Source organism: Devosia sp. RR2S18 (assembly GCF_030177755.1).
GTDB lineage: Bacteria > Pseudomonadota > Alphaproteobacteria > Rhizobiales > Devosiaceae > Devosia > Devosia rhizosphaerae.
In genome coordinates this window covers 1,921,655-1,933,748 of record NZ_CP126539.1, presented here as the reverse complement: position 1 = coordinate 1,933,748, position 12,094 = coordinate 1,921,655, and the positions used below count along the sequence as shown (strand labels likewise).

General features: G+C 60.1%; 16 protein-coding genes and 1 pseudogene. 4 read left to right on the top strand and 13 right to left on the bottom strand.

From position 1 onward, the window contains the following. The first annotated feature begins 97 nt into the window (after positions 1–97). The gene (locus QOV41_RS09655) at positions 98–1,249 is read left to right on the top strand and encodes a YbfB/YjiJ family MFS transporter (protein WP_284581092.1); all 1,152 of its coding nucleotides are present in this window, start codon (positions 98–100) and stop codon (positions 1,247–1,249) included. Positions 1,250–1,308: 59 nt separating this feature from the next. Here the strand turns inward: QOV41_RS09655 and gdhA are convergent, their stop codons facing one another. From gdhA to QOV41_RS09610, 9 genes are all read right to left on the bottom strand, one after another. After that, a complete protein-coding gene (gene gdhA, locus QOV41_RS09650) occupies positions 1,309–2,664 on the bottom strand; it encodes an NADP-specific glutamate dehydrogenase (RefSeq protein ID WP_284581091.1) in 1,356 nt (451 codons plus the stop codon). A 178-nt stretch (positions 2,665–2,842) separates the two neighbouring features. Then, positions 2,843–3,094 (bottom strand): DUF2249 domain-containing protein, encoded by a 252-nt coding sequence (locus QOV41_RS09645; protein WP_284581090.1) that lies wholly within the window; start codon positions 3,092–3,094, stop codon positions 2,843–2,845. Between the two features lie 25 nt (positions 3,095–3,119). Further along, a complete protein-coding gene (locus tag QOV41_RS09640) occupies positions 3,120–3,569 on the bottom strand; it encodes a hypothetical protein (protein WP_284581088.1) in 450 nt (149 codons plus the stop codon). A 185-nt stretch (positions 3,570–3,754) separates the two neighbouring features. Continuing rightward, the gene (gene tatA / locus QOV41_RS09635) at positions 3,755–3,967 is read right to left on the bottom strand and encodes a twin-arginine translocase TatA/TatE family subunit (RefSeq protein ID WP_284581086.1); all 213 of its coding nucleotides are present in this window, start codon (positions 3,965–3,967) and stop codon (positions 3,755–3,757) included. Between the two features lie 152 nt (positions 3,968–4,119). Continuing rightward, positions 4,120–5,274: a copper-containing nitrite reductase gene (gene nirK, locus QOV41_RS09630; protein WP_284581085.1), complete on the bottom strand. Its 1,155-nt coding sequence runs from the start codon at positions 5,272–5,274 to the stop codon at positions 4,120–4,122. A 117-nt stretch (positions 5,275–5,391) separates the two neighbouring features. Then, complete coding sequence (locus QOV41_RS09625; RefSeq protein ID WP_284581084.1) at positions 5,392–5,757, bottom strand: hypothetical protein; 366 nt, start codon at positions 5,755–5,757, stop codon at positions 5,392–5,394. A 19-nt stretch (positions 5,758–5,776) separates the two neighbouring features. Continuing rightward, positions 5,777–6,451: a helix-turn-helix domain-containing protein gene (locus QOV41_RS09620; protein WP_284581082.1), complete on the bottom strand. Its 675-nt coding sequence runs from the start codon at positions 6,449–6,451 to the stop codon at positions 5,777–5,779. 144 nt (positions 6,452–6,595) lie between these two features. After that, a complete protein-coding gene (locus QOV41_RS09615) occupies positions 6,596–7,042 on the bottom strand; it encodes a pseudoazurin (RefSeq protein WP_284581081.1) in 447 nt (148 codons plus the stop codon). Positions 7,043–7,092: 50 nt separating this feature from the next. Continuing rightward, complete coding sequence (locus QOV41_RS09610; protein WP_284581438.1) at positions 7,093–7,398, bottom strand: hypothetical protein; 306 nt, start codon at positions 7,396–7,398, stop codon at positions 7,093–7,095. Here QOV41_RS09610 and QOV41_RS09605 point away from each other — a divergent pair. Next, positions 7,306–7,922: pseudogene (locus tag QOV41_RS09605) on the top strand (Crp/Fnr family transcriptional regulator). The gene QOV41_RS09610 and the pseudogene QOV41_RS09605 sit on opposite strands and share 93 nt — an antisense overlap. A gap of 286 nt (positions 7,923–8,208) precedes the next feature. On the opposite strand, the gene QOV41_RS09600 reads toward QOV41_RS09605, so the two are convergent. The 4 genes from QOV41_RS09600 to QOV41_RS09585 are packed head-to-tail and all read right to left on the bottom strand — an operon-like array spanning position 8,209 to position 10,677. Next, complete coding sequence (locus tag QOV41_RS09600) at positions 8,209–8,520, bottom strand: metal-sulfur cluster assembly factor (protein WP_284581080.1); 312 nt, start codon at positions 8,518–8,520, stop codon at positions 8,209–8,211. Next, complete coding sequence (locus QOV41_RS09595) at positions 8,517–9,020, bottom strand: DUF2249 domain-containing protein (protein WP_284581078.1); 504 nt, start codon at positions 9,018–9,020, stop codon at positions 8,517–8,519. Before QOV41_RS09595 ends, QOV41_RS09600 begins: the two co-directional genes overlap by 4 nt. Continuing rightward, positions 9,017–10,369, bottom strand: a complete 1,353-nt coding sequence (locus QOV41_RS09590; RefSeq protein WP_284581076.1) for a hypothetical protein — start codon at positions 10,367–10,369, stop codon at positions 9,017–9,019. The genes QOV41_RS09595 and QOV41_RS09590 overlap by 4 nt, the downstream gene beginning before the upstream one ends. A gap of 59 nt (positions 10,370–10,428) precedes the next feature. Next, positions 10,429–10,677, bottom strand: a complete 249-nt coding sequence (locus tag QOV41_RS09585) for a DUF2249 domain-containing protein (RefSeq protein WP_284581074.1) — start codon at positions 10,675–10,677, stop codon at positions 10,429–10,431. A gap of 185 nt (positions 10,678–10,862) precedes the next feature. On the opposite strand from QOV41_RS09585, the gene QOV41_RS09580 reads away from it, so the two are divergent. Both QOV41_RS09580 and QOV41_RS09575 read left to right on the top strand, forming a co-directional pair. Next, entirely contained in the window at positions 10,863–11,315 is a 453-nt protein-coding gene (locus QOV41_RS09580; RefSeq protein ID WP_284581073.1) for a hemerythrin domain-containing protein, read from the top strand. Then, the gene (locus tag QOV41_RS09575; RefSeq protein ID WP_284581071.1) at positions 11,312–11,995 is read left to right on the top strand and encodes an NnrU family protein; all 684 of its coding nucleotides are present in this window, start codon (positions 11,312–11,314) and stop codon (positions 11,993–11,995) included. The genes QOV41_RS09580 and QOV41_RS09575 overlap by 4 nt, the downstream gene beginning before the upstream one ends. The last annotated feature ends 99 nt before the right edge of the window (positions 11,996–12,094 follow it).

The window sequence follows — 12,094 nt, the reverse complement described above, 5'->3', positions numbered from 1 at the left end:
CCGGAGGCGTGTCTGAGACTAGTCCTGGTCCCTTCGGGCCCCCCTAATGCCGTCAAGTCTGAAGCCGCGGTTCCGGATCTACCTCGCGAGGCATCAAGTGCTGTCTGTTCTTTCCTTTGCCACCAGTGCGATGTTCCTCGGCTTGGGGCTCGGCCGGTTTGCATTCAGCCCAATTGTTCCTGAACTGGTTGAGCAAGGCTGGTTCAGCGCCGATGCAGTCCAGGCGATCGCTGCCGCAAACCTTATCGGTTATCTGCTTGGCGCTTTGGCTGCCGGCTGGCTCCCGAAGTTGGTCTCAGAGCGAATCATATGCCTGCTCTCTGGCATTGCGGTTGTGGTGTCCTACGCCGCGCTACTTCTGCCCTTTGGGGAAGTCTGGTTCTGGACATGGCGATCGATCTCGGGAGTGGGCGGCGCATTGCTGATGGTAATCGGTACAGCAGCCGCCGGACGGGAACTTACGAGGCTAGGTCACAAGCAGTTACAGCCACTAGTATTTGTTGGCATTGGCCTTGGCGTTTTGTTCGTCGCGTTGGGACTGCCTACCCTGCTCGCCTATGGCTTAGGCGCCAGCCTTGCCGGTTTGACCTTCTTGTCGGCTGGTGCCGTGATGGTCCTCTGGGTCAGCAGCGGCTTCTTGCGACGAGAGAAACTTCACCCGCTCACCACGGGGCAGCACAGGCCCCCTTCAAGCTCGACGGCGTACCTCATCATTCTCGCTTATGGCTGTGATGCGTTGGGTTTCGTCATGCACACGATCTACCTGCCCGATATGCTGCGGCGATCCTATGGACACAGCGAGGTTCAGGTTGCCGTAAGCTGGGCCTGCTTTGGAATCGGCGCCTGTCTTGCACCGGCCGCCATCATGCTCTTGCGCCGCTGGGTAGGACCGCTTGATGCACTTTGGGCCACCTACCTCCTCAAGGCAACCGGCGTCGCTCTGGTGCTTACGGCTTCTGACCCTAACACAGCGAGCCTGTCCCTGTTCATAGTTGGGGTACTCACGCCTGGATTGGTCATTCTGACGTCCAGCGCACTATCCTCCATCACCACACCAGACCGGTACCTTGGTCTGTGGGGTGCCGCCACTGCAACCTTCGCGTTCTGTCAAATGGGCAGCGGCATGGCCATCGCAGCAGTCTCCGAAAGCGGCTATGACCTCGCATTGATAGCTTCGGTCGGCGTCCTTGCTGCAGGCGCGGCCCTCACAATTTCAGCGAGGTTCATTCCAACCGAACGGAAGCCCTGAAGGGGCACTGGTGGACGGGCGGACACCGCGGCTGATGCACAGCCGCAGGCTTTACCGCTCTAGATCACCCCCAATGCGCGCATGGCCTCCGCTACCCTGACAAAGCCAGCGATGTTGGCGCCCAGCACGTAGTCACCGGGTGCGCCATATTCGTCGGCTGTGCTGGCGCAAGTATCGTGAATAGTTCGCATGATCTCGGCCAGCCTTGCCTCGGTCTTGTCGAAGCTCCAGCTATCACGGGAGGCGTTCTGCTGCATCTCGAGGGCTGACGTCGCGACCCCGCCGGCGTTGGCAGCCTTGCCTGGTGCGAACATCACCCCAGCCTCCTGGAAGATGCGGATAGCCTCAGGGGTCGAGGGCATGTTTGCCCCCTCCCCCACAGCGACGACGCCGTTAGACACCAGGGTCTTGGCGTCCTTGCCGGTAAGCTCGTTCTGCGTCGCGGAGGGCATGGCGACATCGCAGGGGACGTCCCAAATGGAGCCTTCCCCGGCTTTGACGAAGTGGGCACCACCGCCTTCGCCCTTGAGCTGCAGATAGTCGGCAATGCGCCCGCGGCGGACCTCTTTGACCTCCTTGAGTAGCTTAAGGTCTATCCCCGCTTCGTCGACCACATAGCCGGAGCTGTCGGAGACCGCGACAACCTTGCCGCCGAAGGACTGCACCTTCTCGACACTGTAGATCGCAACGTTGCCCGAGCCGGACACCACCACCTTCTTGTCTTCGAAGCTCTGATCTTTGGTCGCAAGCATGGCTTGGATGAAATAGGTGTTCCCGTAGCCGGTAGCTTCGGTGCGGGCCCGTGAGCCGCCATAGAACAGCGCCTTGCCGGTGAGCACACCCGCTTCATACCGGTTGGTCAGTCGCTTGTACTGCCCGAACATATAGCCAATCTCGCGCCCTCCCACACCGATGTCACCAGCTGGAACATCGGTGTGCTCCCCAATGTGGCGGGACAGTTCAGTCATGAACGATTGGCAGAACCGCATGATCTCGCCATCGGATCGCCCCCGCGGGTTGAAGTCCGATCCGCCCTTGCCGCCACCGATGGGCATGCCGGTAAGAGCATTCTTGAAGGTCTGCTCAAACCCGAGGAACTTAATGATCCCGACATTCACGGAGGGGTGGAAACGAAGGCCACCTTTATAAGGTCCCAGAGCCGAGTTGAACTGAACCCGGAAGCCACGATTGATCTGCACCTGCCCCTTGTCGTCCACCCAGGGCACCCGGAATATGATCTGTCGCTCGGGTTCGCAGATGCGCTCAATGAGGGCATGCTCGAGATAGTCGGGCCGCTTCGCGACCACCCGTCCGAGGCTTTCCAGCACTTCGCGAACCGCTTGGTGGAACTCTGGCTCGCCCGGATTGCGGTGCAGCACCTGCTCAAGGAGCGGTTCTAGTTTCTCGTCGATCATGTCGTTCACTCCGGATCCGGGACACCGCCGCTCCTTCGAGACGTCGGCACGCCAGCACCGCTGGTGCTGGGCTTGAATTCAACTTGCCATCCACGCTGAAGCAGAGACGGCATCATGCTAAAGGCTCAGCGGTCACTTTAGTTCGGCAACGCTGGTAGCAGGCGCCGGGACGCTGAACCTAAGCCACAGCTTTCCGAATGCGGACCTGCCAGAGCTCCGGCCCATGGTGCTCATAGATCCACTCGAACTTACCCGAGTACTGCGTGTTGAACTGGTACCAGAGCGGGACCGGGTCATGGTCATTGACTATGACAAATGCCTCCCCGTCCGGTAGTGCTTCGAAGGTCATGAAGATCGTGGCGTGGCGCATGCGGGGGGCTATCGTCCGTACGTCGATGATCGGGTCAGCATTGTCGCAGTGGCTGCACATGCGGATGTCTCTTGGTTGATGTTGACTACTTCTTCGGATGCCTGAGGGCAGGCATAGCCGATGTCCTGAAGCGTACCGGCAGAAGCATGTTCAGCGTGTGCCAGGCGTGCCAGGTGTGCTCGATACGGGAGGCGTCTTGCTCGCTGAGCAGCCTTCGGAGCTGAGCCGCCACCCATGGCCGCATCATCTTTCCCGTGACGCCACGCTCACCACAAAGCAAGGAAACGAGATTGGCCTCCAGACTGGTGAGAGGGGCTTCGTCTTCCAGTCGGAGGAGCCGCTCCATCGACTTTTGCGCCAATGGCCGGTCTGCGTGGAGAACATGGGTGAGGACATTGTTGAAGTGTGGATGATCGCGCAGCCCGATGATGAGCAGGTCGGCGGTCGTTTGCGGGTCCAGGCTGCCGGCAGCTTCCGCGCCGTCAACGCCTGTCGTCTGTACCTCCGGTCCCGCCCAGTGCTTCATTTCGTTCATCCTTGTCGCTGATGTTGTGAGACCTGTTTCCGACTCTGCATGCCATAGCTCGGCACACCGCCTCTTTGTGCCAGCACATCAGAATGCGCTCGCTGAAGAGTTCGATGCAGTTGGCCAGCTCGTCAGGGTCTAGAACACCACAGGACTGGAGAGCAGGAAGGACATAGATGGTAGACCCTTGAGGATTAGACCTCCTCTTTTGCAGCCTCGCGCGTAGCACTGGCTTCTGCGGTTGTGGTCACCAGCTGAACTGGCTTGTCTTCGTCCCGAAGTCCCTTTTGGAAGGCCTTAATGCCGGAGGCGACCTCTCCCATCAAACCTGAAACCTTGCCCCGCCCGAAGAGCAGGACTACGACGACGGCTACGACGAGAATGCCCCAGATACCCGGTGCGTGCATGTTGATCTCCTTGAGCAGAACGCGTTCTGCGCAGGTGTTGAAAGTGTGCGGACTAGAGCTTAGCTGCTCCGATACTTTGTGACTCCCAGGCCGTCGGCAGGAGCGCACCGATAGAGTGCGCTCCCACACATCTGCAGCGTGACTAGGGGTGATCAGTGCCCCGACATACCCGCGTCAGGAGGCTCGCCGATAGGCCCGAAAATGTCGGGCTGCTCTTCCCCTTCCACGATCAGGTAGCCAGCGAGTCCGCGTTCAGCGCGCGACAGGGCATGGTCGACAAGAACATAGCGTCCGGGCACGTCGCATTTGAACTCGACCATCGCAGCTCCACCAGCGGGAACCGTCACCGTCTGCACGTCGGTAAGCGGTGGGCTGGTGAGCGAAGCCGCCTGGTAAACGCGGTCGAAGATCTCCCCAATCACGTGGAACGACGATGTGAAGTTAGGACCACCCACGCCGAAGAAGATACGCACAGTCTCCCCAACATTCGCCTTGAGCGGGAAGTGATCGGTCAGGGCACCGACATGGCCGTTGAAGACGAAGTACTCAGGTCGTTCGTTGAGCAGCTTTTCGTAGCTTTCAGTCAGCAGGCCCGGGGTGCCATAGGCCTCCTCGGTGTAGATTTCGCCCTGCATCACGTAGAACTCGCGATCGACGGGGGCGAGGCCTTCTTCGGGTTCCACCAGGATCAGACCATACATGCCGGCCATCAGGTGCAGCGCCACCGGCGGGACGGCGCAGTGATAAACGTAAAGGCCAGGGTTCAGCGCCTTGAAGCGGAATGCATGTTCCTCCCCTGGCATCGAGGTGGTCAGCACAGCACCACCACCGGGGCCGGTGGCCGCATGGAAGTCGACATTGTGGGCCATCCAGCTGTCTTCGGCGTTCTTGAGATAGCACTCGACGGTATCGCCGACGCGAACCCGAATAAACGGACCCGGAACACGCCCGTTAAAGGTCCAGTAGCGGAAGAGGCTCTCGCCGCCCAGATGGGCCTCCATTTCCACCGTCTCGAGGTCCACCCTGATGGTCTGCGGTTCGCGCCGGGTGATTGGGGGTGGAATGTCGGTGGGATCATGGGCGATATCGGCATGGGCCGGCATCATGGGATTGTTCTGGTACAGCCGACCGCTGCCAACACCACCGGCCGCCGACATATGCGGGTGTTCGGCCTTTGCCTGGAGTGCCGTGCCACCAAGGGCACCCAGGAAGGTCAATCCCGCTGTTCCAGCCAGCATGCTGCGGCGGCTGAGGCCTGCGTGCTCCGTTTCGGGGCCTGTTGGTGCGTCGTGCTTTTTCTTGAACATCGTTTGTCTCCCAGGGTGGGTCATAAGGCGGCACGGACCCTGGTCCGTGCAGCGCGCTGCCAGTCTCGGGACTTGAGGTTTCTGGCGTTGGTAGAACTGTAGCGGGGTTCTGAAGGCCTATCCTTGCGCAGGATCAAACAGTTGGCTTTTACCTGCGGCGGAAAGGACAATTTCCGGTTTGATAAGGTCGTGAATACAGACCGTCTCCGGGTGGTGGTTGAACATGGCTTCGCCGGCTCTGCGGTCTTGTTCGGCGCTCTTGGTGTAGATCGCCAGCACCACCGATCCGTCTCCAACCAGATGGCGAAACTCTTCTGCAGCGGAGAGAGGAAGGCGCTCAGTCAATGATGTGAAACTTGGGTCGTTTGTTTCGCGGATGATGACCCATTCGCCATGCTGGTGAGGATTCAATTCCGCGAGGACACCGCGAAGGTCTTCCTCCTGGCGAAAGAACCCCAACACAGTTCTTGTGCGTCCCGGCATGGCAGCCTCGGCATCTAGCTTAGTGGACAGTATCTTCTGCCTGTGCGGCATGCCGTAGAGCTGCCATGTCGTTCACAACGAAAGAACTGCGGGTTGGAATGTCGATGACGCGGCGAGCGCGCATCTTGGTGATGGTGCGGCTCACGGTCTCAATGGTGAGACCCAGGTGATCCGCAATGTCCTGGCGGCACATCGGGAGAGCCAAAGCAACGCCCGGGCGCCAGTTCGACCGCGTCGCGATGTTCAGCAGGAAGGAAGCGATCCGCTCCGCTGCAGATTTCCGGCAAAGCAGAATGGAGAGGTCCTGAGTTTGAGCAAGTTCATCGCTCGCCATCGTCAGGAGGCGTTCTCCCAATTCCGGCTGCTCCTTGATCGCTTTCAGAAGCGAATTCTTCGGAATGAAGCGGACCTTGGTGTCAGCAATGGCATCGCAGTCAAACCGGAAGGCCTCGCCATGACCGAAGCCCACGATGTCGCCGGTGAAAGAAAAGGAGATGATCTGGCGGCTGCCATCGGCGAAGATCTTGTAGCCACGAAGAGTGCCGCTTAGCACCTCATAAAAGCCGCTCGCCTCATCGCCCTCACGAAACAGGACCTCAGCGTTAGAGATGCTCCGACAACCCGATCTGGTGCCTAGAGCTTCACTCCAAAGATGAACCTCGGACGATGTGGAGAGCGAAGCGGCAGGTTGCATTTTCTGTCCTTGGGAACCAGTCTGATTTGGCTTGAGGACAGAAAGCCTGAGCAATGTAATCGCAGTATCTGCTGTTTGTAACCAATTGTAACCGGACGAGGAGAAGAGACAGGCCGCTCGCATGCCGGCCTGTCTCTTGCGTGATTAGAGCCCGAGCTCGGTGTAGGCCGCGTCAAAGCGCTCCTGCGCCTTTGGCGGCACCTTTACGGCCTTGGCCTCTTCGACGTTGGGAAGTTCGTCGCCGACTGCGATGGCAGCAACCATGCCCATGCCGAAGTGCGGTGCGCACTTGACGCCGTAGAGGCCGGGAACGTCGAAAGTTACCTTCACTTCCTGGTTGATCTTGCCTTTGAACGCCTCGGCGCCCTCCGGGATCATACCCAGGATCGTTTCGGCGTTGTGGCTCTTGTCGGTCGGCACGAAGGTGACTGTGTCACCGGGCTGGATTTGCAGGGCAGCCGGCTCGAACACCATCGCGCCTGCTTCGCCCTTGTTCAGCATCTTGATTTCATAGTCTGCCGCGAAGGCGGGGACGGCCAGGAAGGCTGCGAAAGCCATGCCAGCAGCGACAGTCTTAAGAATGGTGCGCATCTTGAATCTCCTTGAGCGCCGGGGCCCGTTCTGGCCCGTTCGCAATCCTTCTAGGTCCCTCGACGGTCCACTTCCTTGACCCGCATCAAAGAGTGATCCTTTTCCATGACGAGACCTCTGGTCGCGTTGCTCAGCATCTGGCTTTTGGCTACCGTGAGCGGTGTGGCAAAAATAGTGAAAGCAGGACGTTGTCTGGAGTAGACCCAGAAGTGGTGCGGGCCCTCCCCGTCTTCGAGCACCTCAGCGATGCTGACCTTGCCAGGCTGCTCGCCAGGGCCACGCCAAGACGGATCCTCGTCGGAGAAGCCGTTTTCCAGCAGGGCGAACCCGCGACCGAGTTCTTCTTGCTGCAGCATGGCAGGCTGAAAGTCACCCAAGTCACCGCGGACGGTCAGCAGATGATTGTTCGTGTCGTGCACCCGGGTGACATTTTCGGGCTTGCCAAGGCCCTGCAGCGGGAGGACTATCCTGGCACGCCGGTGGCAGTGGCCGAAGCCGTGGTGATCTGCTGGCCCACCGAAGTGTGGGGCGACCTGATCGAGCAGATCCCGAGCCTAGCGGTCAATGCGATGCAGACAATCGGACAGCGGCTCCAGGAGGCCCATACCGGACTGCGGGAGATGGCCACGGAAGAGGTCGAGCAGCGCCTCGCCCATGCTGTCCTACGTCTGATCAAGACAGCCGGTGTAAAGGAGGGGGACGGCATCCGCATCGACTTCCCCATCTCGCGACAAGACCTCGCGGAGATGACGGGCACGACCCTTCACACCGTTTCTCCATACTCAGTGGCTGGGAGACGCAAGGATTGGTGTCGGGCGGCCGCCGTAGACTTGTTGTTCGGCACTCGGCTCGCTTGCGAGCATTGGCCGAAGAAAACTGAACCTATCCCTATATAACCGAGGCAGTCACCCGGCCATTCAGCGACCGCTCTTGCGAACCATCATGCGGAAGCACTCACCAGTTGCCTCAAACTCCCCTCCCCACGCGGCATTCCGCTCCCGCAGCTCGGAAATCAACTGCACGGGTTCGTAAGACGTCAGAGCGAACATCACTTCCCCAGAAGCCATGGTGGATAGCCGACGGGATCTTGGCCTTCGTGGTCTATGTGGCCGAGTATGCTCCCGTCCTCCTCACGCGATGCAAGCCGCGCCCCGCCTGAGTATGGCTTAGAAGTGCCTTGCCAGGTGCGGCCGCATTCGATCGGGTGTCCATGGCGGATCGTAGGTAAGCTCCACCTGGACCGCGCCGACGCCTGGGACAGCGGATGCTTGCTCTGCAACAGCCTGCTGCAGGAAGGCACTGGCGGGACAGAACCGGGCCGTGGTGGTCATCACCACCGTGGCGGCGCCTTCTTCAGCTATGCTGATGTCATAGATCATCCCTAGGTCAACGATGTTGTGCCCGAGTTCGGGATCGATCACCGTTCGAAGTGCGGCACGGATAGCATCTTCCATCTGCCGGTCATCGAGAGGTTTCATGGCCTGCGTCCTGCCCGAGCAAAGAGCCGGTAGGTAACACCGTCTTCGGCGAACTCGCCTACATGGGCGTGCCCGCGTGCCTCGAGTTCGGGGAACAGGAAAATCGGCTCCCGCCCGAGCAGAGCAAACAGCACCTGGCCTTCCCCCATGTCTTCCAGCTGCTCAAGAATGCGCACCATTGGCTCGGGAGGATCCATGTCGGTGCAGTCGAGGTAGTAGTCCGGATCCGCCCAGGTGTCCGGATTGGACGCTGAGCCACCCGCCTGCTTGCTATCGCCAGTCGGCGTGAAGACGACCTGCCAATCCCCGCCTTCCAAGGGGCTCGCTTCATGAGAAAATCCCTTGCTCGCCATCACGCTGAACAGCGGCTCCGGCCGGAATGTGGCGAGTAGCCGCAGCCGCTGGCCCGGCACCAGTTCGTTCACGGCGCCCATAATGGCTCCAAAGGGTTCGCCGCCATTGCGCAGCATAGGTCGGACATCGAGTTCGAGATCGTTCATGGCAGCATCCTTGATGGTGTTGTTGGCAAGAAGAGCCGAGGCTTCTTCCAGTTCGTCCACTCAGCGGGAAGGTGGTGCAAACGCCGGGCTTTACGAAATTCATCACTCAGCAGGATGGCAACGATCAGTTGGGCTGCCGCTGCTACCCGCAGAAGGTGTGGTTCCTCCATGAACAACCCCGTGGCCCCAACGAGTACTGCAATGAAGTAGCCGGCAAAAATTGGGAGGGCCCGCCGCTCGCAGACGAGATCCTGAACCCGAGGGGTAGGTGTGCGCCCCATGACTGGCGCAAAGCACTCCAGCCAGGTCAGGAATGGGATAATCTTGAAAAGCATGGCAAGGCTGAGGCCGCTCAGCCAACCCAGCACGAGGATATAGACACCCGCCACCACTCCCCTCTCCGATCCCGCGGCCGCAGCGATCACCAACACCAGAGCGGCCAGCCCCAGCATCGAAAAAGCGGCGATTGCCGCTCTCATGTGCAGCTCGAGCGCCTTGCGCCGGCGAGAGCGGTAAAGGGTGATGATGTCGCCAAGGTAAGCACCCACAGAGGCGAACCCTGCGAGAGCAGCAAATGTCACTGCCGGTGGGGCCGGCATGTTCCTGGCGAGCAATATGGCAAAGGCCCCACCCAGGCCCGCTCCCCCCAGCACCCCACTCCAAAAGGCAATTTGGGGCAGTCGTCCGCCCCGCTCGGGTGCCACAAGAAACATGGATACAAGGCGATAGCTCACTCCCATGGCAGCGAACGTCAGCCAGCCGCCCAGGCCCAGTCCGGCGTGGAGGGGTATCCCGTGCGTGACGAGGGCCAGGGCGAAATCTCCTCCGAAGACTCCGGTGAGTGCGCTAGCAAGGCTTTCACCCACGAGAGCCGTTAGCAGAACGCTTAAGAGGGCCACGGCAACAAAGCAGGCCGGCAACGGCAGAGACTGTCCTTGCAGCAGGGTCGCCATCAGAACTGCGGCTGCGGTCGAGAAACCGCAGAGCAGGAGCAGGCCGCCAGTCGGAAGTAACTGGGCAGGTAGATCAATCATACCGTCGAGACCCGCAAACCCCGTGAGCATCACCACCAGTCCGGTGGCGATCAGCAAGAGTGCAACCGGGGGCAGTCGGGGCCACACCAGGTCTCGGCCGACCAGGACTGGAAGAAACTGGAACATGGCCCCGAACATCAGGAGGGTTAGCCAGCCAATGGCAAGCATATGGACCACGATCAGAGTTCGCGGGCCTGCCAAAGCATCAGCAGGATAGCCGAAACCGGCGGCTATCAGCCCCAAGGCGGCAAGGAAGACAGCCAAAGAGCAGCCGAAATAGGCAAGCGTCCACTGCGATATACTGGCTCTCTGCATACTTTTTGCTCCTGCTTGTAGAGGGCCGGGCTCAGGGCGCCAGCCCTCCACGGCAGCCGCTAGGCGGCTGCTTCGCGGCCCACCTGCACGCGCCATACCTCAGGGCCGGATTCGAGATAGGTCCACGAAAACTGTCCAGGATATTCCGCCTGCAGCTGGTAGTGCAGCGGCCGTGGATCATGATCGTTCACGATCACGAAGCTCTTGCCGACCGGAAGTTCGTCGACCATGGCGAAGATTTTTGGGTGGCGCTCTCGGGGCTGTATTGTCCGCACATCGATGAAGGGAAGCGCTGCCGATTCTGTCATTGATCCTGTCCTGACCGCGGGAGAGACGAGCCCGGACGGCGGTCCTACGTCTGGGAGAGACAATGGCTATCACCCAAGGTTTGAAAGCACTTTGTCGCAGCACAAACTTGGTGCTTGTTGATCCTGCTCAATGCGGCGCCGCTGATCTGGCCTAAACACTTCAGATCGATCCCGGAGGTGTGCTCATGCGCAACAACTCGCCACTTGTAGCCCTTGAACGTCATCATTGGGCGCTCCTGCACATCTGCGAGGAACTCGAAATGGCAGCGGACGACCTTCCGGATCGGTTGGAGCCCGCTCGGTGCGCCAAGCTTGTCAGGGCGACCCTCACCACATTGGCAGATGCGCATGCGGGGGAAGAGAGGCTTCTCTTTCCGATGCTTGCAGCAGCCGCCCCTCTAGACCTTGCTCCTGTCGCCCGCCGCCTGCGGCAGGAACATGAAACAGATCAAGCCGCGGCCGAAGAGCTGAAGGAGGCATTACTCTCCTTCGCCGAAGGGCGGCCGTTCCTCTCCACCGATGCAATGGGATATCTCCTCCGCTCGTTCTTCGAAGGCGTGCGGAGGCATGTCCGGTCTGAACAGGAACTTGTGACGCTCCTGCTTGATTTTGCCGGGCACAAGGGATCAATGCATTGACCCAGTTCATCTTCGCTTTGGCGGTGTTCCTACTCCTCCATTCGGTGCCCTCAGTGCCGGCCATTCGGCAGCGCCTGATCGCTGCTCTGGGCCGACGAGCCTACCTGGTGCTCTACTCGGTTGTTTCAGTCGCCAGTCTGGCCTGGGTCTTTCATGCGGCGTTGCGGATCGACTATATCGAGCTCTGGTCTCCTGCGGCTTGGCACGCCTGGGTACCGCTTGTTTTCACGCCGATCGCCTTTTTCTTGTTGCTGTCAGGTCTTCTCAGTCCCAACCCGATCTCAGTCAGCATGCGCAAGGGGAGCCAACCGGGCGCGATCGTTTCCGTGACGCGTCATCCGGTGCTCTGGGGATTTGTGCTCTGGGCGGTCAGCCATGTGGTGGCGAATGGTGATCTTCGGGCCCTCCTGCTGTTCGGTACTTTGGCGTTGTTTGGTGTGTTCGGAATTGTCATGACCGAGCGGCGGAGCAGCAAGCGCCAGGAGCCTTCGCTCCAGTTCTTGAAGCAAGAAACGTCCATCGTTCCGTTTCTGGCTCTCGCTCAGCGCCGCGCCCGGCTCAGAGTTGACCCCGCTATGCTCGTGGCTTTCATTCTGACGGTGCTGCTAACGGCTTGGCTGCTCATTGGCGGGCACGCTGTACTGTTTGGCGCCGATCCGTTGGCGATGGCTCAAGTCTAGGCCGATAAGCAGAGCACTCTACCCTGCCCAAGAGGCACTCTCCGTCGCTCCGCCCGGTCTTTGTGCTGAAGCAAAGACTACAGTCCTCGAAAGGAGCAT